Source organism: Catellatospora sp. IY07-71 (assembly GCF_018326265.1).
Taxonomy (GTDB): domain Bacteria; phylum Actinomycetota; class Actinomycetes; order Mycobacteriales; family Micromonosporaceae; genus Catellatospora.
This window is the reverse complement of the sequence record NZ_AP023360.1, coordinates 2523974-2550915: the sequence shown is the minus strand read 5'-3', so window position 1 is coordinate 2550915 and position 26942 is coordinate 2523974. Positions and strand designations below refer to the sequence as shown.

22 protein-coding genes are annotated in these 26942 nt (G+C 71.9%); 5 read left to right on the top strand and 17 right to left on the bottom strand.

Going from position 1 to position 26942, the window contains the following annotated elements:
• Window positions 1–8: 8 nt before the first annotated feature.
• Window positions 9–1412, top strand: coding sequence for an RNB domain-containing ribonuclease (locus CS0771_RS11480; protein ID WP_212840965.1), 1404 nt, complete (start codon window positions 9–11; stop codon window positions 1410–1412).
• 83 nt (window positions 1413–1495) lie between these two features.
• Here the strand turns inward: CS0771_RS11480 and CS0771_RS11475 are convergent, their stop codons facing one another.
• Genes CS0771_RS11475 through CS0771_RS11455 form a run of 5 tightly spaced genes read right to left on the bottom strand, consistent with a single transcriptional unit; the run spans window position 1496 to window position 6094 of the window.
• Window positions 1496–2695 carry a bifunctional RNase H/acid phosphatase gene (locus tag CS0771_RS11475; protein WP_212840964.1) on the bottom strand — a complete coding sequence of 400 codons (1200 nt, stop codon included), beginning with the start codon at window positions 2693–2695 and terminating at the stop codon, window positions 1496–1498.
• On the bottom strand, window positions 2692–3432 hold the full coding sequence (locus CS0771_RS11470; protein ID WP_212840963.1) for a zinc ribbon domain-containing protein: 741 nt from the start codon (window positions 3430–3432) through the stop codon (window positions 2692–2694). Before CS0771_RS11470 ends, CS0771_RS11475 begins: the two co-directional genes overlap by 4 nt.
• A gap of 47 nt (window positions 3433–3479) precedes the next feature.
• Window positions 3480–4298, bottom strand: coding sequence for a Nif3-like dinuclear metal center hexameric protein (locus CS0771_RS11465; protein ID WP_212840962.1), 819 nt, complete (start codon window positions 4296–4298; stop codon window positions 3480–3482).
• Between the two features lie 9 nt (window positions 4299–4307).
• Window positions 4308–4871, bottom strand: coding sequence for a flavoprotein (locus tag CS0771_RS11460; RefSeq protein WP_212840961.1), 564 nt, complete (start codon window positions 4869–4871; stop codon window positions 4308–4310).
• Window positions 4868–6094, bottom strand: coding sequence for a helix-turn-helix domain-containing protein (locus CS0771_RS11455; protein WP_212840960.1), 1227 nt, complete (start codon window positions 6092–6094; stop codon window positions 4868–4870). The genes CS0771_RS11460 and CS0771_RS11455 overlap by 4 nt, the downstream gene beginning before the upstream one ends.
• A 231-nt stretch (window positions 6095–6325) precedes the next feature.
• Between CS0771_RS11455 and CS0771_RS11450 the strand changes: the two genes are divergently transcribed.
• The gene (locus CS0771_RS11450; RefSeq protein WP_212840959.1) at window positions 6326–7048 is read left to right on the top strand and encodes a bifunctional DNA primase/polymerase; all 723 of its coding nucleotides are present in this window, start codon (window positions 6326–6328) and stop codon (window positions 7046–7048) included.
• Between the two features lie 286 nt (window positions 7049–7334).
• Here the strand turns inward: CS0771_RS11450 and CS0771_RS11445 are convergent, their stop codons facing one another.
• The 4 genes from CS0771_RS11445 to CS0771_RS11430 form a co-directional block, all read right to left on the bottom strand.
• Window positions 7335–8348 (bottom strand): type IV toxin-antitoxin system AbiEi family antitoxin domain-containing protein, encoded by a 1014-nt coding sequence (locus CS0771_RS11445; RefSeq protein ID WP_212840958.1) that lies wholly within the window; start codon window positions 8346–8348, stop codon window positions 7335–7337.
• 219 nt (window positions 8349–8567) lie between these two features.
• Window positions 8568–9662 (bottom strand): branched-chain amino acid aminotransferase, encoded by a 1095-nt coding sequence (locus tag CS0771_RS11440; RefSeq protein WP_212840957.1) that lies wholly within the window; start codon window positions 9660–9662, stop codon window positions 8568–8570.
• A gap of 136 nt (window positions 9663–9798) precedes the next feature.
• A complete protein-coding gene (locus tag CS0771_RS11435; protein WP_212845775.1) occupies window positions 9799–10821 on the bottom strand; it encodes a 3-isopropylmalate dehydrogenase in 1023 nt (340 codons plus the stop codon).
• 177 nt (window positions 10822–10998) lie between these two features.
• A complete protein-coding gene (locus CS0771_RS11430; RefSeq protein WP_212840956.1) occupies window positions 10999–11547 on the bottom strand; it encodes a GNAT family N-acetyltransferase in 549 nt (182 codons plus the stop codon).
• Between the two features lie 99 nt (window positions 11548–11646).
• Here CS0771_RS11430 and CS0771_RS11425 point away from each other — a divergent pair, with 99 nt between their 5' ends.
• A complete protein-coding gene (locus CS0771_RS11425; RefSeq protein WP_212840955.1) occupies window positions 11647–12504 on the top strand; it encodes an alpha/beta fold hydrolase in 858 nt (285 codons plus the stop codon).
• A 51-nt stretch (window positions 12505–12555) separates the two neighbouring features.
• Here the strand turns inward: CS0771_RS11425 and CS0771_RS11420 are convergent, their stop codons facing one another.
• The 8 genes from CS0771_RS11420 to CS0771_RS11385 form a co-directional block, all read right to left on the bottom strand.
• Window positions 12556–13491 carry a hypothetical protein gene (locus CS0771_RS11420; RefSeq protein WP_212840954.1) on the bottom strand — a complete coding sequence of 312 codons (936 nt, stop codon included), beginning with the start codon at window positions 13489–13491 and terminating at the stop codon, window positions 12556–12558.
• Window positions 13488–14408: a hypothetical protein gene (locus CS0771_RS39410; protein ID WP_212840953.1), complete on the bottom strand. Its 921-nt coding sequence runs from the start codon at window positions 14406–14408 to the stop codon at window positions 13488–13490. Before CS0771_RS39410 ends, CS0771_RS11420 begins: the two co-directional genes overlap by 4 nt.
• Window positions 14405–14869, bottom strand: coding sequence for a hypothetical protein (locus tag CS0771_RS11410; RefSeq protein ID WP_212840952.1), 465 nt, complete (start codon window positions 14867–14869; stop codon window positions 14405–14407). Before CS0771_RS11410 ends, CS0771_RS39410 begins: the two co-directional genes overlap by 4 nt.
• 629 nt (window positions 14870–15498) lie before the next feature.
• Window positions 15499–17100: a phosphoglycerate dehydrogenase gene (gene serA / locus CS0771_RS11405; protein WP_203751018.1), complete on the bottom strand. Its 1602-nt coding sequence runs from the start codon at window positions 17098–17100 to the stop codon at window positions 15499–15501.
• A gap of 324 nt (window positions 17101–17424) precedes the next feature.
• Window positions 17425–18435, bottom strand: a complete 1011-nt coding sequence (ilvC, locus tag CS0771_RS11400; RefSeq protein ID WP_203751015.1) for a ketol-acid reductoisomerase — start codon at window positions 18433–18435, stop codon at window positions 17425–17427.
• 125 nt (window positions 18436–18560) lie between these two features.
• Entirely contained in the window at window positions 18561–19079 is a 519-nt protein-coding gene (gene ilvN / locus CS0771_RS11395) for an acetolactate synthase small subunit (RefSeq protein WP_144120461.1), read from the bottom strand.
• Window positions 19079–20899, bottom strand: coding sequence for an acetolactate synthase large subunit (locus CS0771_RS11390; protein WP_212840951.1), 1821 nt, complete (start codon window positions 20897–20899; stop codon window positions 19079–19081). Before CS0771_RS11390 ends, ilvN begins: the two co-directional genes overlap by 1 nt.
• Window positions 20900–21078: 179 nt before the next feature.
• Window positions 21079–23424 (bottom strand): bifunctional diguanylate cyclase/phosphodiesterase, encoded by a 2346-nt coding sequence (locus CS0771_RS11385; protein WP_212840950.1) that lies wholly within the window; start codon window positions 23422–23424, stop codon window positions 21079–21081.
• Window positions 23425–23558: 134 nt separating this feature from the next.
• Here CS0771_RS11385 and ilvD point away from each other — a divergent pair, with 134 nt between their 5' ends.
• The gene (ilvD, locus tag CS0771_RS11380) at window positions 23559–25403 is read left to right on the top strand and encodes a dihydroxy-acid dehydratase (protein ID WP_212840949.1); all 1845 of its coding nucleotides are present in this window, start codon (window positions 23559–23561) and stop codon (window positions 25401–25403) included.
• A 263-nt stretch (window positions 25404–25666) separates the two neighbouring features.
• Complete coding sequence (gene glyA, locus CS0771_RS11375) at window positions 25667–26932, top strand: serine hydroxymethyltransferase (protein WP_212840948.1); 1266 nt, start codon at window positions 25667–25669, stop codon at window positions 26930–26932.
• Window positions 26933–26942 lie beyond the last annotated feature (10 nt).

Below are 26942 nucleotides of genomic sequence, written 5' to 3'. Positions count from 1 at the left end.
AATGACCAATGGCATACCGCCGACTACTCGTCGAGGCCATCGACTTCGCCGCCCTGCGCCGCGAGCTGGAGCTGCCGGAAGGCTTCCCGCCCGCGGCGCAGGCGCAGGCCGAGGCGGCCGCCGTCGAGGTCAAGCTGCCCGATGTCGACCGCACCGACCTGCCCTTCGTCACCATCGACCCACCCGGCTCGCGCGACCTGGACCAGGCCGTGTGCCTGTTCCGCCGGGAAGGCGGCTACCGGGTGCACTACGCGATCGCCGACGTCGCGTCGTACGTCGCCCCGGACAGCCCGCTGGAGGCCGAGACCTGGCGCCGCGGCCAGACGGTGTACCTGCCCGACGGCAAGGTGCCGCTGCATCCGGCGGTGCTCAGCGAGGGCGCGGTGAGCCTGCTGCCCGGCGTGGACCGGGCCGCCGTCGTGTGGACGATCGACGTCTCCGCCGAGGGCGACACCGTCGCGGTCCACCTGGAGCGGGCCCGCGTACGCAGCCGCGCCAAGCTCGCCTACGAGGGTGTGCAGGCCGATGTGGACGCCGGGCGGCTCACCGAGGCGATCGCGCTGCTGCCCGAGCTGGGCCGGCTGCTCATCGCGCGGGGGCTGGAGCGGGGCGCGATCAACCTGCCCATGCCCGACCAGGAGATCGAGCCGCACGACGGCAGCTGGCGGCTGAGCCTGCGCGCCCCGCTGCCCGCCGAGGAGTGGAACGCGCAGATCTCGCTGCTCACGGGCCGGGCGGCGGCGGGCATCATGCTCGCCGGGAAGATCGGCATGCTGCGCACCATGCCCCCGCCGGACCCGGAGGCGGTGGACCGGCTGCGCGTCGCCGCCCGCGGCCTGGGCGTGAGCTGGCCGGACGGCGCGACGGTCGGCCAGGTGCTGGCCGCGCTCGACCCGGCCCAGCCCAAGGCCGCCGCGTTCGTCGACGAGGCCGCCGAGCTGCTGCGCGGCGCCGGTTACACGGCGTTCGCGGGCGAGGTGCCGGAGCAGCCGCTGCACAGCGCGGTCGCGGACGCGTACGCCCATGTCACGGCTCCGCTGCGGCGGCTTGCCGACCGCTACGTCACCGAGGTCTGCCTCGCCCTGCACGAGGGCCGGGAGGTGCCCGCGTGGGCCGCCGCGGCGCTGCCGGAGCTGCCCGCGGTGATGTCCGGCACGGACCGGGTCGCCTCCGCCGCCGAGCGCGGCGCGGTGGACCTGGTCGAGGCCACGGTGCTGGCGGGCCGCGTCGGCGAGACCTTCCCCGCCGTGGTGCTCGACACCAACCACGGCAAACCCGGCGGCACGGTCGCCCTCGACGAGCCCGCCGTGCGCGCCCGCTGCGACGGTGACCTCACCGCCGGCGATCGCGTCACGGTCCGCCTCACCCAGGCCGACACCGCCAAACGCCTGGTCCGCTTCACCCTCGCCTGATCGGTACTCGTCCGTGGGCTACAACTTCTGGGTTGTGGGTACAACCCAGAAGTTGTAGCACCGCGAAACACCTACCCGGCGGCTCAGTTCTCGCCGAGGTGGGACGTGTCGTTGACGGTCCGCACCGAGACGCCGCCGTCCGGCCACACGTCCACGACCGAGATGCCCGTCGGATCGAGCAGCAGCCGGAACAGGAACGCGTCCCCGGCGGCCAGCGCGTCGCGCAGGATCAGCTTGATCGGTGAGACGTGCGAGACGATCACGACCGTCTGGCCCTCGTACGCCTGCTGGAGCTTGCCCATCGCGCCGCGCACCCGCTTGGCGACCTGCTGGAACGACTCCCCCTTGGGCGGCGCGACCGACGTCGAGGCAAGCCACGCGTCCAGCTCGGCCGGGTAGCGCTCGCGCACGTCGCCGAAGGTCAGCCCCTCCCAGGCGCCGAAGTCGCACTCGATGAGGTCCTTCTCGACCGTCACCGGCACCCCGCCCGCCGCCTCCGCGATCGCCGCCGCGGTGGCCCGGCAGCGGGCCAGGGGCGACGTGATCACGCGGTCGGGGCGCATGGCGGCGACGCGCCCGGCGGCGGCCGCGGCCTGCTTCTCCCCCGCCGCCGACAGCGGCACGTCGCCCCGGCCCGAATAGCGCTTCTCCGCGGTCAGCTGCGTCTCACCGTGGCGCACCAGCACCAGCCGGGTCGCCGGGGACGTACGCGGCGCCCAGTCCTCGCGCCGGGGCCGCCCTGCCGCGGCGGTCTCCGCCCGTGCGGACCGGCTCGTCGCCGCGCTCTCGGCCGGTTCGGGCGCGTCGCTGACACCCGCGCCGACGTGCTCGGTGATGGTCGCGACGATGACGGTCTCGCCGCCGCCCCGGGCCGCGGCGGCGTCCATCGCCGCGTTGGCCAGCGCGTCGGCGGCGCGGTTGCGCTCGCGCGGGATCCAGGTGTACGTCACCCGGTCGAACCGGCGCACCAGCGCGGCCACCTCGGCGGCCAGCGGGCGCAGCCCCGGGTGCTTGATCTGCCAGCGGCCGGACATCTGCTCGACCACCAGCTTGGAGTCCATGCGCGCCTCGACCTGCGCCGCGCCCAGCTCGGCGGCGGCCTCCAGCCCGGCGATGAGCCCCCGGTACTCGGCGACGTTGTTGGTGGTCACGCCCAGCGCGGCACTGCGCTCCGCGAGCACCTCGCCGGTCTCCGGATCGCGCACGACCGCGCCGTACCCGGCCGGGCCGGGGTTGCCGCGGGCGCCCCCGTCCGCCTCGATGACGACCCGCACGACGGTCACAGGCCCGACTCGGCGGTGCGGACCATGATGCGGCGGCACTCCTCGCAGCGCACGACCTCGTCCGGCGGGGCCGTCTTCACCCGGTTGCGGTCGGCGCCGAACAGCTCCAGGCGGCAGCCGCCGCAGCGGCCGTGCTGCACCAGGGCCGCGCCGAGGCCGCCGGACTGCTCGCGGATCTTCTCGTACAGCTGGACCAGCTCGCCCGGCAGGTCGGCGGCGAGCGGGCGGCGGGCCTGCTGCTTCCACTCGATCTCGCGGGTGATCTCGGTCAGCGCCTCGTCACGGCGGGTCTCGGCCGCGATGCGCTTCTCGCGCGCGATGGAGATCTTCTCGTCCACGCCGTCCAGCGCGCTCTGCGCCGTCTCGCGCTTCTCCATCAGCTCCAGCTCGGCGTCCTCCAGCTCGGTCTGCCGCCGGGTCAGCGAGGTGATCTCGTGCTCCAGGGCGGTCAGCTCGCGCGCGGGCAGCCGCCCGTCGTCGAGCCGCTGCTGGTCCTTGGCGCGCCGCTGGCGTACGGAGTCGACCTCGCGCTCCAGCTTGGTGATGTCGCGGTCCAGGTCGTCGACCTCGACCTCGGCCCGCACCCGCTCGTCTTCGAGCACGCCGATCGCCCTGCCCAGCACGTCCAACTCGGCGAGCTCGGGCAGCACCTTGCGGCGGTGCGCCAGCTGCTGCAGCGTCGTGTCGATGGCCTGCAGGTCGAGCAACCGCTGCTGGTCCTTAGGGTCGGCCTTCACGTCGGCACTCCTTCTCTCTGCGGTTGTCTGCGTGGTGGGCGGCGCGCTCAGGCGACAGGGTCAAGTGTCGCGCAGGCGTGGAACCGGAACGGATCGGTGGTCGTGTCGGAGACGATGATCTCAAGTCCCGTCTGCGCACGCAGCCAGGCGGCCAGCGGTGTCAGCCACGGCCGCTCGGTGGCGTAGTGACCGGCGTCGACCAGCGCGGGCCCACCGGAGGCGACCAGGTCGATGGTGCGGTGGTGCTTGAGGTCGCCGGTCAGGTAGACGTCGGCCCCGGCGGCCACCGCGTCGGGGATGAACTCGTCGCCGGACCCGCCGCACACCGCGACCGTGGACACCGTCCGGGCGGGGTCGCCGGCGACGCGTACGCCCCAGCCCGCCACGGGCAGCGCGGTCGCCGCGAGGTGCGCGAACTCGCCGAGGGTGAGCGGCGCGGGCAGCCGGCCGACGCGACCGGACCCGCGGCCCTCCTCGGTGGGCCGCAGCGGGCGGGTCTCCAGCAGGCCGAGCAGGTCGGCGAGGGCGTCGCTCACGCCCGGGCGGGCCACGTCGGCGTTGGTATGCGCGACGTACAGCGCGACCCCGTTGCCGATCAGGTCGTGCACGATGCGCCCCTGATAGGTGGTCGCCGCCACCGACGACACCCCGCTGAGCAGCAGCGGATGGTGCGCGATGATCAGGTCGGCGCCGGTGTCCAGCGTCTCCGCGACGGTCTGCGGCAGCACGTCCACCACCGCCAGCACCCGGGTCACCGGCTGCTCGGGGCGGCCGGTGACCAGCCCCACCCGGTCCCACGGCTCCGCCCAGCGGGGCGGGAACTCGGCCTCCAGCAGCTGCGTGAACGACGCGACAGTCCAGGTCACCCGATCAGACTAGTCAGGCGGGCAGAGCCGTGCGGCGGCCCGCACCGCCAGTTCCCACGGGAACTCGTGGCGGTAGGCGTCGCCCTCCCCCGGCGCGGGCAGTTTCAGCACGTCGTCGCCGTACAGCACCTCGATGCCCCAGCCGCGCAGGCGCGTGATGTTGTCCTGGAACGCGGGATGCCGCGCCATCGCGTCGTTGGTGTACGGGACCGCGACGATCGGCAGGCCCTTGCCCTGGCTCTCCACGAGCAGGCCCAGCACGAGCGTGTCGGCGATGCCCGCGCCCCACTTGTTGACCGTGTTCACCGTGGCCGGGGCCACGACCAGCACGTCCGGCGACGGCAGCACGTCCGGGTCGCCCGGGTTCTTGTACGCGCTGCGCACCGGGTGCCCGGTCTGCGCCGCCAGCGAGGGCACGTCCACGAACTTGCGGCCGTCCGGCGTGACCACGACGCACACGTCGAACCCGCGCTCCCGGGCGAGCGTCACCAGCGTGCCGACGTCGCGGGCGACCGGCGAGCCGCAGGCCAGGGCATACAGCACCGGCCTGCCGCCGGGTCGCGCGCCGGTCACACGCCCACGCCCATCTGCTCGGCCAGCTCGGCCAGCGACGAAGACGGCGTGCCGCGGGTGCGGCGCAGCACGTCGCTGAGCACCTCGTGCGCGATCGGGCGGCAGCGGATCTCGGCGGGCGCCAGCAGGTCGCCCTCCAGCAGCATCTCCCCGGCCCGCTCCACGTCGCCCACCTGGGCGAAGCCGCGCGCCATGTCGAGGTAGTGGTGGGCGCGGCGCTCGGGCAGCATCGCGTTGAACGCGGCCGGGTCGAGGCTCTCGTGGATGACGATCGCCTGCCCGCCCTCGCCCAGCTCGACCGCGGCCGCGGCCCGGTGCACCTGCACGTTCGTCGGGCCGAAGCTGGTCCAGTAGTGGTTCTTGTCGCCGCCGAGCCCCGCCGCCGCGTCCTGGGCGCCGGTCAGCAGGTCGCGCATGGTGGCGCTGTCGCCGATGCAGGAGGCCGCCATCGCGCCCTGCAGCAGCAGGAAGCCGTACACCGACAGCCGGTCCTCGGTGGTGTCCGGGCCGGTCGGGCACAGCCGGTTGGCGATGTTCACGTTGACCTCGAGCGCCGCCCGGTGCCGGCCCAGCGCCCGCAGCGCGTTCGCGACCCGGGTGGTGGCCACCCCCGCCAGCAGCTGGTCGCCGGCCCGCTGCGAGACGGCGATGGAGCGGTCCGCGGCCAGCCAGCTCAGGTCCAGCTCGCCGAGCTTGCGCAGCACCGAGGAGGCCAGCTGGTAGACCTGCCCGAGCAGGTGCGCGGCCTCGCGCGAGTCGTCGGTGTGGGCGTACGCGGTGTCGGCGGCCTGGGCGTCGCGCAGCAACCGCGGCAGCGCGCGGGCCAGCACCCCGTACCGGCCGTGCTCCCAGGTCTGCCAGGCGTGCAGCGCCGCCTTGCGCATCTCCGCGATCGGCGGCGGCTCGGGCGCGGCGTAGAAGAACGCGCTGATCTGGTCGTAGCGCTCCAGCGCCGAGCGGATCTCGGCGACCTCGATCTGGTCGATGCAGTTCACGCTGTCGGGCCGGCGCTCCGGGTCCTTGCCCAGCAGCAGCTGGACGTCGAGCTGGAGCACGTCGGCGATCTCGTACACGACGGAGAACTTGTCCAGCCGGCGTACGCCGCGCTCGACCTTGTCCACCCAGCTCTTCGATTTGCCCAGGCGGTCGGCGAAGACCTGCTGCGACATCTTGCGGCGATTGCGCCAGTACGACACCCGGCGGCCGATCGGCAGCTCGTCCATCTCCCAGCCCTCCCCTCATCGGGTCGGTCTGACCGAGTCGCACAGTCTGTGCGCCCATATCCGGTCCGACACTCGTATCTTCAGATGCAAGTTGCAGTTGGACAATGCATTCAGGCGTTTGCGTACTGGACTGTTGTCGATGTAACGACAACCTTCGGCATTGGTGACGGCAACAGCAGATGTCGATCTAATGACGTCGGTGGGGGTAACCCGGAAGAGGGGGTCGGGCTCATGCGGTGGCCACAGGCGCCGTTCGGCAGAGTCCTGTCACGACGTCGGCTGCGGCTCGCCGCGCAGCGGTACGCCGACCACGGCTGGGCGGTCACCCCGGGCGGGTTCTTCAACGGCCGCCGGATGGCCTGCGACCGCCCCGACTGCCTCGCCACCAGCTGCCACCCGCTGCTCGACGACTGGGAGCTGCGGTCGAGCACCGCCACCGCGCAGCTCGACGACTGGTGGAGCGAGCGCCCGCACGCGGTGCTGCTGCCCGCCGGCCGCGCCTTCGACGCGATCGAGGTGCCCGCACTGCTGGGCATGCGGGCGGTCTGCGGCCCGCCGACCGGGCCGGGCCGGGCCACCTCAGCGGGACGCGTACGCGGACCTGTCGCGGTCACCGCCGCCGGCCGCTGGACGTTCCTGATGCGCTCCGGCGGCACGCTCGCCTCCGAACTGGACCACCGGGTGGACATCGTGCGCCACTCGCTCGGCTCGTGGATCCCGGCGCCGCCCACCGTGCTGCCCGAGGGCCCGGTGCGCTGGCAGGTCTCCCCGCAGCAGGTCGACTGGCGGCTGCCGGATCCGGAGGAGCTCCAGCTCGCGCTGGTCCGGGCGCTGGTCGCGCTCGACGCCGCGTTCCTGGACCTGCCCGTCAACGCCCGCCGCCGCCTCGCCCCGCCGATGCTGACCCGGCCGGTCGGCCTCAAGCCCACCCCGACCCTGCGCCGCGCCGTCTGAGCAGCGGCTCCATCACCCCTCGTCCCCACCCGGCGACACACGCCGGGCAGCGACCGCCCGGCAGCGCGGTCGTTGAAAGAGGTATCGAGGAGGTCCGACATGGCACCTGACAACCTAGAACGGCACTTGTCGCACGTCGAGTCCCAATTCGGGGTCATACGATCGACAGCCGCAGCTCGCTGGGCAGGCACCCGGCCCTCGGGCGCACGCCCGCACGGCTCCCGCCCCGCAGGCTCCCGCCCCACCAGCACCCACCGCCCGACCCGCTAAAAGGAAGGGCACCTTCTTATCGTTTTCCGTATAAGAAGGGCACCCTCTTAACACTCTGCTGAGAGAGCGGCGTGCGTCCGTCCGACGTCACTTGAACACCCACCGTGATCCCCTCCCTCAGCATCACCGCGGATTCGACGATGCGGCGTACCTCGTCCGGCTGACTCTCCACGAACGAGGGCGTGAAATGCAGTACCTGTACGCCATACCGGCCGAGAATGTTGTGCCGCTCCAACGACCGCGCCCAGTCCTCCGGGCTCAGGTGGAACTCGCGCGAATCCACCTCGATCGCCAGGCCCGCCTCGGGCAGGTAACCGTCGGGTGTGGGCAGCGAACGGCCGTCGTCGGCCGCCAGCTGCGGATTCCACAGCACCCGCCCGGCCAGGAGCGGGCTCGTTTCGAGCACTGTCCGGGTCTGCGCCTCGGGTGCGGACCGCGTGCCCTCGGCGATCTCCGCCAGTGCCTTGCGCACGACTGCCGTCCGGCTGCGAGCCGCCTGCCGCACCTCCTCGTCCAGCGTCTGCGGCGGGACACGGAACCGTTGCACGGCCTCGGCCACGACCGCCCGCACGGTCCGCAGTTCCCTGAGGTCCCGGCACGCGTCGACCACTGCCCGCGCGGGGCTGGCCACCTGGTAGAGCAGGGTGTGCCTGGCATGCGGATCGAGCGTGAGCGCCCGTTTGACGACCGCGAACCCGTTCGACCGGCAGCGCATCCCGTGCGGCACCAGCAGGTGCACGTCGTCCGTGGGCGGCAGGGTGCGGAAGCCGTACCAGGCGAGCGCGGACGGCCCGGTGAGCTGGGCCGACGGCCCGGCGTAGAGCGTGGCGGCCACGCGCCGCTGCTCGTCGGTGAGCACGCCGCCGGTGACGCAGTAGACGCCGGTCAGCACCCGCTGCCAGCTGCCGCTGCGCACCCGCCGGTAGATGAACATGTCGGTATGGCCGGCAGCAAGCACCTGGGCACGGGTCAGCAGCCTCTGCTGCCGGTGCGCGATGTCGTCCAGCGCGGCGTTGAGTTCGTGTGTCATGCGGCGCAGCGTGGTCGGCGGCGGGTGACACGGTCCACCGCTCCACGGCCGCGCCTGTGGACGACGAGCCGCTTGTGGACGACGCCCCGGCAGCACCGGTGATCTGCTATGGCGGCCGATGGTGCGCTGTCGAAGGACCTCGCCGAGGACTCGGCGCTGGACGTTAAGAAGGGCACCTTCTTATACGGAAAACGATAAGAAGGTGCCCTTCCTTGGGCTTTAGAGGGTGGTGGTCCAGTTGTGGGGGTCGGGGACGCGGCCGAACTGGATGCCGACGAGGGTCTCGCGGAGGGCGGCGGTGACGGGGCCGGTGCCGCCGTCGCCGAGTTTGAACTCGCCTTCGACGCCGCGCACGGTGCCGATCGGGGTGAGCACGGCGGCGGTGCCGCAGGCGAAGGTCTCCACGATCTCGCCGCTGCGCGCGCCGTCACGCCACTCGTCGATGCTGACCGGGCGCTCCTCGACGTGGCGGCCCTGCTCGCGGGCGAGCGTCATGACGGAGTCCCGGGTGATGCCCGGCAGGATCGAGCCGTTGAGCTCGGGCGTGAACATCGAACCGTCGGCGCGCACGAAGAACACGTTCATGCCGCCCAGCTCGTCCACGTATTTGCGCTCGGCGGCGTCCAGGAAGATGACCTGGTCGCAGCCGTTGTCGGCGGCCTGGGACTGGGCGAGCAGCGAGGCGGCGTAGTTGCCGCCGCACTTGGCCGCGCCGGTGCCGCCGGGCGCCGCGCGGGTGTACTCGTCGGAGATCCAGATGCTGACCGGCTTGAGCCCGCCCGCGAAGTACGGCCCGACCGGCGACGCGATCACGCAGTACAGGTACTCCCGCGCGGGGCGCACGCCGAGGAAGACCTCGCTGGCGTACTGGAACGGGCGCAGGTAGAGGCTGCCCTCGGTGCTGGTCGGGATCCAGGCGCGGTCGATGTTCACCAGCTCCCGGACGGAGCCGACGAACAGGTCCTCGGGCAGCGGCGCCATGGCCATGCGCTGTGCCGACTGCGCGAAGCGGCGGGCGTTCGCGTCGGGCCGGAACAGACCGACGGAGCCGTCGGCGCGGTGGTACGCCTTCAGGCCCTCGAAGATCTCCTGGGCGTAGTGCAGTACGGCGGTCGCCGGGTCCATCGGGATCGGCGCCCGCGCCTCGACGCGCGCGTCGTACCAGCCCTTGCCCTCGGCGTACCGGATGGTCACCATGTGATCGGTGAAGACCCGCCCGAAGCCGGGGTTGGCCAGCAGCGCCTCGCGCTCCGTGGCCGATACCGGCTGCGAACTCGGACGGATCTCGAAGTCGATCGTGCCACCGCCACTCATGCGCGCTGCCCTCCATCAGTCGGGGATCTGGGGAAAACTTACCTCTAACGGTCGTTCATCCCCAGCCCGGCCGATGACCTAAGGCAGTTTGTACGCACCCGCCCCGGTCACCGCACGGACCGGGGTTCGTGCGGGGTCATGCTACGAGTACGGATACCCGGTCGCCGACCTCGGCGGTGCGAATGGGCTCGCCGGTGCGCCCGGAGAGCTCGGTGGCGACGGCCTCCTCGATCTTGCGAGCCTCGTCGGTGTGGCCCAGGTGCTCCAGGCACAGCGCCACCGACAGGATCGCCGCGACCGGGTCGGCCTTGCCCTGGCCCGCGATGTCCGGCGCGGAGCCGTGCACCGGCTCGAACATCGACGGGAACGCCCGGGTCGGGTTGATGCAGCCGCTCGCGGCCAGGCCGATGCCACCCGTGACGGCGGCCGCGATGTCGGTCAGGATGTCGCCGAACAGGTTGTCGGTGACGATCACGTCGTAGCGCTGCGGGTTGGTCACCATGAACATGGCCGCCGCGTCGACGTGCTGGTATTCGGTGGCGATGTCGGGGAACTCCTTGGCCACCTCGGCGAAGGTCCGCGCCCAGAGACCGCCCGCGTGGGTCAGCACGTTGGTCTTGTGCACCATGGTGACCTTACGGCGGGCGCGCTTGCCGGCCCGCTCGAACGCGTCGCGGATGACCCGCTCCACGCCGTGCCGGGTGTTCAGGCTCTCCTCGGTGGCGATCTCCGCCGGGGTGCCCCGGTGCAGGCCGCCGCCGGCGCCCGTATACAGGCCCTCGGTGCCCTCGCGCACCACCACGAAGTCGATCTCGCCCGGCTTCACCCCGCCCAGCGGGCCGGTCGTGCCCGGCCACAGCCGCGACGGGCGCAGGTTGACGTACTGGTCGAAGTCGAAGCGCAGCTTCAGCAGCAGCCCGCGCTCCAGCACACCCGGCGGCACGCTCGGGTCGCCGACCGCACCCAGCAGGATCGCGTCGTGCTGCGCGAGCTCGTCACGCACCGAGTCGGGGAACACCTCACCCGTGCGGTGGTAACGCGCCGCGCCGAGGTCGTAGGCCGTGGTCTCCACGCCCGGCAGCACCGCGTCGAGCACCTTGAGGCCCTCGGCCACCACCTCGGTGCCGATCCCGTCCCCCGCCACGACCGCGATGCGCATACCAGCCCGCTCCTCAGCAACACCCATGTCCACTGTTCTACCGAACGTTAAGCCCCGCTCCCACCCAACGGTACACCCGTTCCACATGCCGGGACCCGCCAACCGGGTCGATCATGAACTTGGGGACGTGTTCGGCGGCGTGTCCCGACCCTGCGACCGTGATCACCGAGCGGGGCGTCACGGGTTGCGGTGGTCGCCGAGGAGGCGGCCGCTGCGGATGAGGGGGCGCTTGGAGACGCCGCGCACGGCCCGGCCGGGGTCGGCGTCGGGCTGACTGCTGCGGACGAACAGGGTCACCGTCACCGCCGGGGCGAAGCCGTTGCGCGACATCAGCGTGGCCGACGCGTTGTTCGTCGCCTCGACGTCGGTCACGACCCGGCTGGCCCCGCCCGCGAACAGGGCCTCGCAGCACGCGTTGACCAGCCTGCCCGCGATGCCCCGGCCCTGGTAGGCCGGGTCCACCGCGATCCACTCCAGATAGCCCCAGTCGTCGCGCAGCTCGAACGTCTGCGAGCCCAGCACGAAGCCGACCACCGCCGTCCCGTCCAGCGCCACCCAGCAGGCGCTGTCCCCGCTGTCCAGATGCTCCGCCACGGCCGTCAGGGACCATGAGGTGTACGGCTTGACGGTCGTGTCGAAGACCCGGTAGCCGAGGTCCAGGACCTGGCGCAGGTGCTCGAAACCGACCGGCGCGATGACGATCTCCGTCTGGGGCGATTCACTCATGCCGGAATGCTGCCACGAACCGGCCGCACGCGGCCGGATCATCACCTCTGTGACCTAACTAACCGACCGGTCGTTCTTATTTGTTGCTAGCCTCCGGGCATGAAGGCAGCGATCCTCCTCACCGGACGCCTCGTCAACGCCACGGCTCTGCTCGCCCCGCCCCTGGGCCGCCGCCTGGCCTACACGCTCTTCTTCCGCCCCACCGGCCGGGCTCCCGTGCATCCCCGCGAGCAGGCCGTGCACGCGGCCGCCGTGCGCTCGCAGCTGAACCTTGACGGCGTCCCGGTCGCCGCCTACGCCTGGGGTGACGGCGCGCGGCCGGTGCTGCTGGTGCACGGCTGGAGTTCGCGAGGCTCCCGCTTCGCCGGGCTGGTCACCGACCTGCTCGACCGCGGCTACAGCCCGATCGCCTTCGACGCGCCGGGCCACGGCGACTCCGGCGGCCAATCGACGAACCTGCTGCAGTACGAGCGGATCATCCGGATGCTGCAGGAGCGGCACGGCACGTTCGCCGCGATCGTCGCGCACTCGTTCGGGGTGCCCTGCGCCTTCCACGCCCTGCGCGTGGGGGTGCGGGCCGAGCGCCTCGTCGCCGTGAGCGGCCCAGCCGAGTTCGACCACCTGGTCACCGAGTTCACCCGGCAACTGCGGCTGCGGCCGTCGCTCGCCGCCTACCTGCGTGTCCGGTCGGTCCGCGACATCGGCGTCCCGGACCTGTGGGAGCGGTTTTCCAGCACCTTCGAGCCCGAGGCGCTCCAGGTGCCGCTGCTGATCGTGCACGACACCGACGACGACGTGGTGTCCGTCGACCACGCGCAGCGCCTGCACGCGGCATACCCGGGATCGCGGCTGGAGATCACCAGCGGGCTGGGACACCGCCGCATCCTCGGCGATCCGCTCGTCGTCGGCCCGGTGGGCGAATTCCTCGACGCCGGGACCACCGCCGCGAAACGCTGACAGCTCTCCTGGACCTGGCCGACCTCTCGCGGCCGGGCTCAGGCTTCGCCCCTACCGGGCCGTCTCCGCAGCCCGGTCTTCGGCCGCGCCGACGGCGGCGTGGTGAAAGGCCAGCGCGGCGCGGTATGCCGGGTATAGCTCGCCGCGGACGTCCGACACGTCGATCACGACCCACGGGGACGGCCGAGCGGGCGGCCTCGACGGGCGAAGCCGCCGCCACAGCCGGCCGATTCCGCTCCCCCGCACCGCCGAGGTGGGGTCATGCAGCCGCAGCGCCATCCCCTGCGGCTTGACCCTGGGCCAGATCGCGATCTCGGCGATGTCGGCCCAGGACAGTCGCAGGCGGCGGGCGGGTAGCCGAACGCCCGTGTGATCGACCTCCAGGCAGGTCCGGTGCCGCAGCCGCCGCCGGACAGACCCGGCCGTGAACACGAACCAGACCAGCGACGCCGCGACCAAGACCCACATGAAGCCGCTGAAGAGCAGTGAGAACACCGACTTCAGGCCGTCGCCCAGGTCGCCGAAGGTCACGTCGTCCGAGTAGAACCAGTCCGGCTGGTGCATCAATGCAGTCAGCAGCACGGGAAAGGCGCCGACGCCCACGATCGTCCCCGAGTACCACAGGGCGGGCGGGCGCAACCGGACCGGCGAGGGTGGTCCGGCGGCACGCGCGGCTAGGCCGGGCCACTGCGCAACGGCCTGCGTTCTGACCCGGCGGTACACCTCACCGAGCTTGCTGTCGGCCCAGAACAGCGCGGCGTACGGCACGAACAGCTCCGGCCGCAGCGGCGCCTGGAAGAGCCGCAGCGCAAGGAGCGAGTAGAAACCCAGGCCGGCGGTCGCGGCGGCCGCCCGGTAGAGACGCGCCCGGACCTGCAGCGCCTCCTGGACGGCCGGGTCGGCATGCGGCCGATCGGCACGTGCGGCACGGGCCGCGACCCGCACGGCCTTCGGCAGCGAGATCCACGGCGGTCGCACGTTGTTCATGCCGTGGCCGCCTTGGCCGGGCCGGCCACGGACTCGGCGTGGAAGGCGAGCGCCGCCCGGTACGCCGGGAACAGGTCCCCGCGCGCCTCGGACATCCGGATCAGCAACAACTCCGGCGGGTCGGGATGGCTCCCGGTCAGGCGGCGCCACAGCGGCAACCGCTCGCCACGCCGCGCCTGAGGGGGATCACACAGGCGCAGCCCGAAGGCGGCCGGGTCCTCCTCCGGACCTGCGGTCACCTCTGCGACGTCGGCCCAGGACACCCGGAGGTTGCGGAGCGGCAGGCGGACACCGTCGCGACCGACCTCGAGACAAGCGACCCGGCGCAGGCTCCGCCACACATCGCGCAGGCCGATCAGGAACCACACCAGTGTCGCCAGTCCGGCGACAGCCACGACGAGGAGCCACACGGCCGAGAACGACCACGCGAGCCAGCCGCCCAAGCGACTCGGATCGCTGACGACGTGCGGCAAGCCGTCCGGGTCGTGCACGGCAGCCAGGACGCCCACCGGCAGGAAGGTGAGGCCCAGCACGGATCCGATGTCCCACGGCTGGGCCGGCCGCAGTCGGACCCGTTCCGGCGGCCCTGCCGCGCGGGCCGCCATCGCGGGCCACTGCACCACCGCCGCCGTCCAGGCCGCGGTGCGGAGGGTTCGCAACTCGGAGCTGGTGACGAAAAGGACTACGAATCCAACGGAGGACGCGATCTCCGGAAGGTCGTCGGTGAAGAGGCTGGGCATGCCGACCACGTACGCGGCCAGGCCCACAAGCAGGACGGCCGCGCCGTACAGGCGGGCTCGGACCTGAATCGCCTCCTGCACGGCCGGATCAGGATGCGGCGCTCGCGCACCGGCGGCGCGGGCTGCCGCGCGCGTCTGCTTCGGCAGGGAGAACCAGGTGAGCCAATTGGTGATCATGATCCGGCCACCGACTCGGCGTGGAAGGCGAGCGCCGCGCGGTATGCCGGGTACAGCGCTCCGCGCACCTCCCAGACACTCACCTGCACCCGGTCTGGCGGGTCGGCGTACCGCCGGCCCAGGCGCCGCCAGATCGGCATCCACTCGCCGGGCCACACCCGCCCGGGGTCTCGCAGGCGCAGTGCCACCACGTCCCCCGCGGCAATCACCTCGACCACGTTGTCCCAGGAAATCCACAGGTTGCGAATGGGCAGCCGGACGCCGTCGCGATCGATCTCCACGTGGGTCCGACGCCGCAGACCGCGCCAAACGTCGTGCAGGCAGGAAAGGAACCACAGCAACGCGAACAGGTCGAGGAGCACGCCGAGGACCACGATGATGGCGGCGAGTGACATGAAGAACCCGCCCACGTCGGGGTCGGGCAGGAAGTCGCCCTGCTCCAGCAGGTAGACCGCGGTCATCGTGGGGAAAGAGCGTCAGCCCGATGGCAGACCGGACGGTCCAGGGGTTGGCCGACCGCATTCGGACCGGCGTGGGTGGCGACTCGTCGCGCCCCGCCATCGCGGGCCACTGTGCCAACGCGACGGCCTGCGCGCGCAACTGCCTGGCGAACAGCTCACCGCACGCTGACAGGAGACTGACAAACAGGATCAGCAACATCAGCCGGGGCAGATCCTCGAAGAAGGCACCGGACACACCGGCGGCGTAGCAGGTGAGGGCTGCGGCCGCGAACCCGAGCCGGGTCAGACGCGCCCAGACCTGTGCTGCTTCCTGTACGGCCGGGTCGGGATGCGGATCCTCGCGGTCAACGCTGCGGGCTGCCTCGCGTACCCGCTTCGGCAGGGAGAACCAGGGGAGGCGCATGGCGATCATGATGAAGCAGCAGCGCAAGCGGTGCTGCCCCGCAGACAGCAACCGGCCCGGTGAGCTGCGGCAAACAGCTCACCGGGCCGGCATTGCCAGCTTGGCTGCTCGGCACGCGTGACGGGTGGAGTCACCCGAAGACCCGTCCGTCCCCGCGTAACGGGCGTGTCCGCAGTGGACACCCCAGCAGGTTACCCAGCAGACACCACGCTACGCAAGCGTCCGCTCACTCATCGGTGAGATCGACGGCGCTGACCGAGCCCGCGCCGATGTTCTCGGCGGCGCGCTGCAGCAGGTCCGCCGGGACCGGCGAGTCGACGGTCAGCGTCATCAGCGCCTCGCCGCCGGCCTCACGCCGGGCCACCTGCATCGCCGCGATGTTCACTCCGACCGCGCCGAGCACGGTGCCGACCGCGCCGACCACGCCGGGCCGGTCCTGGTAGCGGAAGAACAGCAGGTTGCCCTCGGCGTCCAGCTCCAGGTCGAAGCCGTCCAGCTCGGTGAGCTTCAGCTGCTCGCGCAGGCCGTGGGTGACCACCGCGCCGGCGACCGAGACGGTGCGCCCGTCGGGCAGCGCGCCGCGTACCGTCACCAGGTTCTTGTGCTCGTTGACCTCGGGGTTGGTGGTCAGGTCGATCTCGACGCCGCGGTCGGCCGCGATCAGCGGCGCGTTGACGTAGGTGACCTGCTCCTCCACGATCGGGCTGAACAGGCCCTTGCTGGCGGCCAGCTTCAGCACCGACACGTCGTGCTGGTTGACGATCTCGCCGCGCACCTCGACGGTGACCCCGGCGGCCACGCCACCGGCGACGGCGGTGAAGACCTTGCCCAGCTTCTCCGCCAGCGGCAGCAGCGGCCGCACCTCCTCGGCGACCACGCCGCCGGCCTGGACGTTCACCGCGTCGGGCACGAACTCGCCCTGCAGCGCCAGCTTGACGCTCTTGGCGACCGCGAGACCGGCCTTGTCCTGCGCCTCGTGGGTCGAGGCGCCCAGGTGCGGGGTGGCCACCACGTTGTCGAACTGGAACAGCGGCGAGGTGGTGCACGGCTCCTTGAGGTACACGTCGATGCCGGCGCCGGCGACCCGGCCCTCGGCCAGCGCGTCGGCCAGCGCCTCCTCGTCGATCAGCCCGCCGCGGGCGGCGTTGACGATCCGCACCTCGGGCTTGACCAGCTGGAGCTCCTTGGCGCCGATGAGGCCCACGGTCTCCGGGGTCTTCGGCAGGTGGATCGAGATGAAGTCGCTCTCCCGCAGCAGCTCCTCCAGGCCCACCAGGCGGACCCCGAGCTGCGCGGCGCGGGCCGGCTGCACGTACGGGTCGTACGCGATGAGGCGGGTGCCGAAGGCGGCGATGCGCTGCGCGAACAGCACACCGATGCGGCCGAGGCCGACCACGCCGACGGTCTTGCCCTGCAGCTCGACACCGGTGTACTTCGAGCGCTTCCACTCGCCGTTCTTCAGCGCCGAGGAGGCCGAGGCGGTGTTGCGGGCGACCGCGAGCAGCAGCGCGATGGCCTGCTCGGCGGCCGAGACGATGTTGGAGGTCGGCGCGTTCACGACCATGACGCCACGGGCGGTGGCGGCGGGCACCTCGACGTTGTCGAGCCCGACGCCGGCACGGGCGACGACCTTCAGGCGCGGCGCGGCGGCGATGGCCTCCGCGTCGATCTGGGTGGCGCTCCGCACGATCACGGCGTCGGCGTCGGCCAGCGCGGCAAGCAGCGCCGCCCGGTCCGTGCCGTCCACGTGGCGCACGTCGAAGTCGTGCGCGAGCACGTCGAGCGCGGCGGGAGCGAGTTCTTCGGCGATGAGAACGACGGGAGTCACAGCTTGCCTCACGGAGAGAGTTGGATGACCTCACAAGCCCGGACCGCCGCACTGCGCTTCGGGCCCCTACCCACGCGATGCTACGGGTTCGGCCGGGCTTCGCACGCCGAACCGGCGCCGTGACGGTACTCACGTTCGTGCTGCTCAGTCCGTTTCCGCCCGACTCGTTAACCGGTCAACCGGGGCCGGGAGCAGCGGCGGCGGGGTCGTCGCGGCGAAAGCCGCGAAAACATAGAAACCGGGCCGTGACCAGGGGTCTCCTGGCACGGCCCGGTAGGCCCAGGCCGCATGGTTCGGCGGCTGGACGGTATGGGAGAGGAAAGATCAGGCGGTCTCGGTGATCGGCCGGTCGACCCAGCTCATCATGGCCCGCAGCTTGGCGCCGGTCTCCTCGATCGGGTGCACGGCACCCTGCTCCTGCAGCTTGGTGAAGTTCGGGCGGCCGTTGTCGTCCTCGGCGACCCACTCGCGGGCGAACTCGCCGTTCTGGATCTCGCCGAGGATGCGCTTCATCTCCTCCTTGACCCGGGCGTCGACGACGCGCGGGCCGCGGGTGACGTCGCCGTACTCGGCGGTGTCGGAGACGCTGTACCGCATCCGGGCGATGCCGCCCTCGTACATCAGGTCCACGATCAGCTTCAGCTCGTGCAGGCACTCGAAGTAGGCCACCTCGGGCGCGTAGCCCGCCTCGGTGAGCACCTCGAACCCGGCCTGGACCAGCGCGGACGCGCCGCCGCAGAGGACCGCCTGCTCGCCGAAGAGATCCGTCTCGGTCTCCTCCTTGAACGTGGTCTTGATGACACCGGCCCGGCTGCCGCCGATCGCCTTGGCGTAGGACAGCGCCAGCGCCTGCGCGCCGCCGGTGGCGTCCTGCTCGATGGCGATCAGGCAGGGCACGCCCTTGCCGTCGACGTACTGGCGGCGCACCAGGTGGCCGGGGCCCTTCGGGGCGACCATCGCGACGTCCACGTCCGCCGGCGGGGTGATCAGGCCGTAGCGGATGTTGAAGCCGTGGCCGAAGAACAGCGCCTTGCCCGAGGTCAGGTTCGGCGCGATGGACTCGGCGTAGATGAAGCGCTGCGCGGTGTCCGGCGCCAGGATCATGATGACGTCGGCCTCGGCCGCCGCCTCGGCCGGCGTGACGACCCGCAGGCCCTGCTCCTCGGCCTTGGCCCGGCTCTTCGAGCCCTCCTTGAGGCCGACGCGCACGTCGACGCCCGAGTCGCGCAGCGACAGCGCGTGCGCGTGCCCCTGGCTGCCGTACCCGATCACCGCGACCTTGCGGCCCTGGATGACCGACAGGTCCGCATCGTCGTCGTAGAAGATCTCAACCATTCTCGTTCCCTCTCAGGTCGCTCGCGGCGCCCCGGCATCTTCGCCCTCGGCTGCCGCGCTCCGGTCCGCGGCCGTACCGCGTCCCACTAAGTGATCGTCTTGCCCCGTCCCGGGGCAACGGGTGGTCAGGCGGCCAGGCGCAGGGCGGGGTTGGCGGTGATGCTGCGGGAGCCGCGGCCGATGGCGACCAGGCCGGACTGCACCATCTCCTTGATGCCGTACGGCTCCAGGTCGCGCAGCAGCGCGTCGAGCTTCTCGGCGGTGCCCGTCGCCTCGATGGTCAGCGCGTCGGGGGCCACGTCCACGACCTTGGCCCGGAACAGCTCGACCGTCTCCAGCACCTGCGAGCGCACCGGCCGGTCCGCCCGGACCTTGACCAGCAGCAGCTCGCGCTGCACCGCGGTGGACGGCTCCAGCTCCACGATCTTGAGCACGTTCACCAGCTTGTTCAGCTGCTTGGTGACCTGCTCCAGCGGCTGCTCGTCGGCGTTGACGACCACCGTGATGCGGGACACCTCGGGGTGCTCGGTCTCCCCCACCGCCAGCGAGTCGATGTTGAACCCCCGCCGGGAGAACAGCCCCGCGACCCGGGCCAGCACACCGGGCTTGTTCTCGACGAGCACGGACAGCGTGTGCTTACTCATCAGATGTCATCCTCGTCGAACGTCGGGCGCACGCCCCGGGCGAACATGATCTCGTCGTTGCTGGTGCCGGCGGCCACCATCGGCCACACCATCGCGTCCTTGCCCACCACGAAGTCGATGACCACGGGCGCGTCGTTGATCGCCATCGCGGCCTCGATGGTCTTGTCGACGTCCTCGGCCGACTCACAGCGCATGCCGATGCAGCCCAGCGCCTCGGCGAGCTTCACGAAGTCGGGGATGCGGTGCTTGTGCGTGCCCAGGTCGGTGTTGGAGTAGCGCTCGTTGTAGAACAGCGTCTGCCACTGCCGGACCATGCCGAGGTTGCCGTTGTTGATGACGGCCACCTTGATCGGGATGCCCTCCAGCGCGCAGGTGGCCAGCTCCTGGTTGGTCATCTGGAAGCAGCCGTCGCCGTCGATCGCCCAGACCACCGCGTCGGGCCGGGCCACCTTGGCGCCCATCGCGGCCGGGACCGCGTAGCCCATGGTGCCCAGGCCGCCCGAGTTGAGCCAGGTGGCCGGCTTCTCGTACGAGATGAACTGGCTGGCCCACATCTGGTGCTGCCCCACGCCCGCGACGTAGACCGCGTCCGGGCCGGCGATCTCGCCCAGCCGCTTGATCACATACTGCGGCGCGAGGGTGCCGTCCTCCGGCTCCTCCCAGCCCAGCGGGTAGCGGGTGCGCAGGTCGTTGAGCTGCGCCCACCACTCGTCCCGGGCCGGGTGGGTCTCGCCCTTCAGCGCGGTGATCAGCTCCTCGATCACGTGCTTGACGTCGCCCACGATCGGCACGTCCGCGTGGCGGTTCTTGCCGATCTCGGCCGGGTCGATGTCGGCGTGGATCACCTGCGCGTCCGGGGCGAAGCTGTCCAGCTTGCCGGTGACCCGGTCGTCGAACCGCGCGCCCAGCGTGATCAGCAGGTCGCTGCGCTGCAGCGCGTACACCGCCGACACCGTGCCGTGCATGCCGGGCATGCCGACGTGCTGGGCGTGCGAGTCGGGGAACGCGCCACGGGCCATCAGCGTGGTGACCACCGGGATGCCCGTCAGCTCGGCCAGCTCCCGCAGCACCTCGGTGGCCTGCGCCTTGAGCACGCCGCCGCCGACGTAGAACACCGGCCGCTTCGCCGCCATGATCAGGCGGGAGGCCTCGCGGATCTGCTTGCCGTGCGGGTGCAGCGTGGGCCGGTAGCCGGGCAGGTCCAGCGCGGGCGGCCAGCTGAACGTGGTCTGCGCCTGCAGCACGTCCTTCGGGATGTCGACCAGGACCGGGCCGGGGCGGCCGGTGGCGGCCAGGTGGAACGCCTCGGCCAGCACCCGGGGCAGGTCCTCGGCGGCCTGCACCAGGAAGTTGTGCTTGGTGATGGGCAGGGTGATGCCCTGGATGTCGGCCTCCTGGAAGGCGTCCGTGCCGATGGCCGGCCGGGCCACCTGGCCCGTGATCGCCACCAGCGGCACCGAGTCCATGTAGGCGTCGGCGATCGGGGTGACCAGGTTGGTGGCGCCCGGCCCGGACGTCGCCATGCAGACCCCGACCTTGCCGGTGGCCTGGGCGTAGCCGGTGGCCGCGTGGCCGCCGCCCTGCTCGTGGCGCACCAGGATGTGGCGCAGCTTCGAGTCGAACAGCGGGTCGTACGCGGGCAGGATCGCGCCCCCGGGAATGCCGAAGACCACCTCGACCCCGAGCGCCTCCAGCGACTTGACGAGGCTCTGCGCGCCGGTCACCGCGACCGGGGCGGACTGTGCGCTGGTGGCGGCGGGGGGCGCGGACCGTTGCGCCGCGGCCCGCTGGGCCAGTGTCTCCGGGCTGGGTCTGGTCATGTCAGATCACCTTTGGCATCGGGAAGGTTCACGTCGGCTGCCGTCCAACAAAAAAGCCCTCGTGCAGTTAACGCACGGGGGCTAGCGCACTCTCGTCAGGCTGAGAGTGCGCTCAGGTAAGTACTCGGGCAGACCGAGAGGTCGACATGGGCTTAGCTTGGCGCATCTCAGCCGATGAGTCAACTACTCCCGGATGTTGGGACGACCGTGTCGTGCCGTCCCACGTTCAGGCCGTTCAGCGGCTGCCCCAGCTTGCCCGCGGCGGGCGGCACCGGCGTGCCGTTCGCCGCCGGGCGGGGCGGTGCCGCGGGCAGTGCCTTGGGCGCGCCCGAGGCCGACGCGGCCAGCCGCGCCTCCAGGTGCTCGGCCGGCACGCCCATGCCGAAGAGCTGGCCCTGGCCGTACGGGCAGCCCGTGGCCTCGACCAGGCGGCGATGCTGCGGATCGCTCATGCCCTCGGCGATGACCTGCAGGCCCAGGCGCTGGCCGAGGCGGACCACCACGTCCACCATCGGCGCGCCGGGCAGGTGGTCGGTCGGCCCGTCGATGACCAGGTCACGGTCGATCTTCAGGATGTCCACCGGCATGTTGCGCAGCTGCCGCAGCGACGAGTAGCCCGCGCCGAAGTCGTCCAGCGCGATGCGTACGCCGAGCGCGCGCAGCGCGTCCAGGGTGCGCCGGAACTCGTCCAGGTCGGTGGCCACGGCGTGCTCGGTCACCTCCAGGACCAGCCGCGACGGCGGCACCCGATGCCTGCGCAGCACGTCCTTCACCCCGGTGACGTACCTGGTGGAGTGCAGCTCGCGCGGCGAGATGTTGACCGACACCCAGACGTCGTAGCCCTCCTGCACCCAGCGCGACAGCTGGCGGCAGGCCTGGTCCAGCACCCACGCGCCGATGACCTCGATCTGGCCGGTCTCCTCGGCGATCGGGATGAACTCCAGCGGGCCGACCTGGCCCAGCTCGGGGTGCTTCCAGCGGATCAGCGCCTCGGCGCCCACCGGGCGGGTCGAGGGCAGGGCCACCACCGGCTGGTACGCCAGCGACAGCTCCTGGCGCTCGATCGCGCCGCGCAGCTCGTGCTCGATCGCGGTGCGGCGGCGCAGCTGCCGGTCGTACACCTCGTCGTAGAGCTCGACCCGGTTCTTGCCGCGCTGCTTGGCCGCGCGCAGGGCGAGGTCGGCGTTGCGCAGCAGGGTCGGGATGTCGTCGGCCGCGCCGCACCCGGCCAGGCCGATGCTCGCGGACAGGAAGATGTCCGCCGCGCCGTGCTGGTACGGCCGGGACAGCACCGCGAGCAGCCGCTGGGCGACCTTCGCCGCCTCGGCCGGGCGGCTCCACATGAGCACCGCGAACTCGTCGCCGCCCAGGCGCGCGGCGAGATCGCCGGGGCGCAGGTTGAGCCGCAGCCGCTGGCCGACCTCGATCAGCACCGCGTCGCCGACGTCGTGGCCGCGCATGTCGTTGACGTTCTTGAAGCCGTCCAGGTCCAGCGTGAGCAGCACGCACGGCGGCCCGCCCGCGGCGTCGAGATACATGGTGCGCAGCAGGCCGCGCCGGTTGGCCAGGCCCGTCAGCGGGTCGGTGTGGGCCAGCTCGCGGAAGTGCGACTCGCTCTCGGCCAGCCGGTTGTTGGCCCGCCGCACGTCGACGATGGCCAGGTACTGCCTGCCGACCATGAAGAAGCCGTTGAGGATGCCGACCAGGGCGGTCACCAGCTCGATGCCGGTGTTGCGGGAGTAGCCGTCCACGGCCACCAGCGAGATGGCCAGCACCGGCGCCAGCCCGGTGGCCAGGCCCGAGCTGGGCGACACCGACTCGGCGTCGCTGACCCGCGGCGGCGGGGGCGGCCCGATGAACCACAGGCCCGCGCCGGCCGGGATGGCCAGCGCGCTCACCAGCACCGCCGCGCCGGTGCCGTAGCAGGCGCCGCCCGCGACCCCGGTCATGCCCAGGGCGAGCAGCCCCGCTCCCGCGCAGTGCCGCAGCAGCGGGCCGCGCCACGGCTGGGCGCGCACCACCAGCACCGTGCTCAACCCCAGCACCACGCAGCACAGCACCGCCGCGACCAGCACGGGCACGCAGGCACCGGGCAGCGCGTGATGGCCCGGCTTGTCCGGCGCGAGCAGGAACGTCCACACCACGATGAACAGGCCGGAGGCCACCATCAGCGATTCGAGCATCAGGCGCAGCCGCGCCCCGTCGCCGACCACCTGGTCGGTTATCTCCAGCAGGGCCGCCACCAGCAGCAGCGCCGCGATGGACGCGGGCAGGCCGAGCAGCCCGCCGAGCACGATGCGGCTGCCGATCCGCTCATCCCAGCCAGCCGGCCAGCCGGCCGTGTGCAGCCACGCGACCGGGGCGGCAAGGGCGTACACCATCAGCGCACCGGCGCAGAGCCGGTTCGCCCGGACGACCAGGCCGTGCTGGTCGACCAACCGATTCTTCGCCAGTGCCCAGACCGCGGGCACAGCGGTCAACACGCTCGCCAGTACGGCTGTCGCGAGCCCCGGGGGGAGGTCCACGTCAACCACTCTGCCGCAGCGCAGAGAACAAAGCGAGACACCTTGTGCGACATTCCCACCCTCGCCGCGTCCCGGCTTGTGGACACGGCGGTGCTGAGCTGGGCGCGCTCCCGGACGAGTGACACACTTACGACATGCCCGAGCTGCGTTCCCGCACCTCCACTCATGGTCGCACCATGGCCGGCGCCCGAGCGCTGTGGCGCGCCACCGGTATGACCGACGACGACTTCGGCAAGCCCATCGTCGCCATCGCGAACAGCTTCACCCAGTTCGTCCCGGGGCACGTACACCTCAAGGACCTCGGCGGCCTGGTCGCCGACTCGGTCGCGCGGGCGGGCGGCGTGGGCCGCGAGTTCAACACCATCGCCGTGGACGACGGCATCGCGATGGGCCACGGCGGCATGCTCTACTCGCTGCCCAGCCGCGAGCTGATCGCCGACGCGGTCGAGTACATGGTGAACGCGCACTGCGCCGACGCGCTGGTGTGCATCTCCAATTGCGACAAGATCACGCCCGGCATGCTGCTGGCCGCGCTGCGCCTGAACATCCCCACGGTGTTCGTCTCCGGCGGCCCGATGGAGGCCGGCAAGACCGTCGCCGTCGAGGGCGTGGTGCACACCAAGCTGGACCTGATCGACGCGATGATCGCCGCCTCCAACGACGCGGTCAGCGACGAGCAGCTCGGCCAGATCGAGCGCTCGGCGTGCCCGACCTGCGGCTCCTGCTCCGGCATGTTCACCGCGAACTCGATGAACTGCCTCACTGAGGCGATCGGCCTGGCCCTGCCCGGCAACGGCTCCACGCTGGCCACCCACGCCGCCCGCAAGGCACTGTTCGAGCGGGCCGGCGAGCTGATCGTGGACCTGTGCCGGCGGCACTACGACGGCGACGACGCGTCGGTGCTGCCGCGCGCCATCGCGACCCGCGAGGCGTTCGAGAACGCCGTCGCGCTCGACGTGGCCATGGGCGGCTCCACCAACACGGTGCTGCACCTGCTGGCCGCGGCCCGCGAGGCAGAGCTGGACTTCGGCGTGGCCGACATCGACGCCGTCTCCCGGCGGGTGCCGTGCCTGGCCAAGGTCGCCCCGAACAGCCAGCAGTACCACATGGAGGACGTGCACCGGGCCGGCGGCATCCCTGCCCTGCTCGGTGAGCTGAACCGCGGCGGCATGCTGCACACCAATGTGCACGCGGTCCACGCGCCGGACCTGGCGAGCTGGCTGTCCGACTGGGACATCCGCAGCGGCAGCACGCTGCCCGAGGCGGAGCGGCTGTTCCACGCCGCGCCCGGCGGGGTGCGCACCACCCAGCCGTTCAGCACCGAGAACGTGTGGTCCACCCTGGACACCGACGCGGCCAACGGGTGCATCCGGGACGTCGCGCACGCCTACTCCGCCGACGGCGGCCTGGCCATCCTGTTCGGCAACCTGGCCCCGGACGGCGCGGTGGTCAAGACCGCCGGCGTCGCCGAGGAGAACCTGCGCTTCACCGGACCGGCCAAGGTGTACGAGTCGCAGGACGACGCGGTCACCGCGATCCTGGGCGGCGAGATCGTCGCCGGTGACGTGGTCGTCATCCGCTACGAGGGGCCGCGCGGCGGCCCCGGCATGCAGGAGATGCTCTACCCGACCTCGTTCCTGAAGGGCCGGGGCCTGGGCAAGGCCTGCGCGCTGATCACCGACGGGCGTTTCTCCGGCGGCACCAGTGGCCTGTCCATCGGGCACATCTCGCCCGAAGCGGCCGGGGGCGGCCTGATCGCGCTCGTCGAGAACGGCGACACCATCGCCATCGACATCCCGGCGCGCTCGCTGGTGCTGGACGTGCCCGACGCGGTGCTCGCGGAGAGGCGTATCCTTCAGGACAAGCGGGAAAAACCGTACACGCCGGTGGACCGGCAGCGCCCGGTGAGCGCCGCGCTGCGGGCGTACGCGTCGATGGCCACCAGCGCGAGCGACGGCGCATACCGCCGCGTCCCGTAGATCTCCCAGCCCCCGCGTAGGCTCCGCCCCCGCGGGATGGCTCCCTCACGCCGGTCGGCCGTGAACCTCCAGTTCACGGCCGACCGGCGTGTCCACGTCAGGAGGGCTCGGACAGCCATGCGCCCATTCTCACCCGCCTGCCGCCCGCGCGGTGATCACGGCACCGGGGTGGCGACACGCCGTCCAGCACGTCCATAAGTTCATGATCAACCCGGAAAAGGGGGGTGGGTTGGGGTGATCATGGCGGGCATAGGATGGCGCGTATGCACGAGCCGAAACTGTCTCATCTGACCGCCGCCGATCCGGCGCTGGCCGCGCTGGTGGAGGGGGAGGCGCGGCGGCAGCACGACAAGCTGCGGATGATCGCGTCGGAGAACTACGTGTCGGCCGCGGTGCTGGAGGCCTGCGGCACGGTGCTGAACAACAAGTACTCCGAGGGGTATCCGGGCAGGCGGTACTACGAGGGGCAGCAGTTCTGCGACCAGATCGAGACGCTGGCGATCGAGCGGGCCAAGGCGCTGTTCGGGGCGGCGCACGCCAACGTGCAGACCTACTCCGGGTCGCCCGCGAACCTGGCCGCCTACCTGGCCTTCATGACGCCGGGTGACACGTTCCTGTCGCTGGAGCTGGCGCAGGGCGGGCATCTGACGCACGGCTCGCCGGTGTCGGCGACCGGGAAGTGGTTCCGGCCGGTGCACTACACCGTGGGCCGGGACACCGGGCGCGTCGACATGGACCTGGTCCGCGACATCGCGCTGGCCGAGCGACCCAAGATGATCTTCTGCGGGGGTACGGCGATCCCGCGCACCATCGACTTCCCCGCCTTCGCCGCCATCGCGCGCGAGGTGGACGCCGTCCTGGTCGCCGACATCGCGCACATCGCCGGCCTGATCGCGGGCGGGGCGCACCCGTCGCCGGTCGGCCACGCCGACGTCGTCACCACCACCACGCACAAGACCCTGCGCGGCCCGCGCGGCGCCATGATCATGGCGAGCGCCGAGCACGCCACCGCGATCGACAAGGCCGTCTTCCCCGGCCTGCAGGGCGGCCCGCACAACCACACCACGGCGGGCATCGCCGTCGCGCTGCACGAGGCGGCGCAGCCGTCCTTCACCGCGTACGCCCACCAGGTCGTCGCGAACGCCAAGGCGCTCGCGGCGGCACTGACCGACCGGGGCTTCGACCTGGTCTCCGGCGGCACCGACAACCACCTGCTGCTCATCGACCTGACCAGCAGGGGCGTCGAGGGCAGACCGGCCGCGAAGACGCTGGACGCGGCCGGGATCGAGCTGAACTTCAACACGGTGCCGTACGACCCGCGCAAGCCGTGGAGCCCGTCCGGCATCCGGCTCGGCACCGCCGCGCTCACCACCCGGGGCCTGACCGAGCCGCACATGGCCCTGGTCGCCGCGTGGATCGACGCGGCCGTCACCGCCGCGGTCAAGGACGACCAGGCCACCGTCGAGCGGATCGCGGGCGAGGTGCGTGACCTGCTGAAGGGCTTCCCGATGCCGGGATACACCGACTGAGACCTGTGAT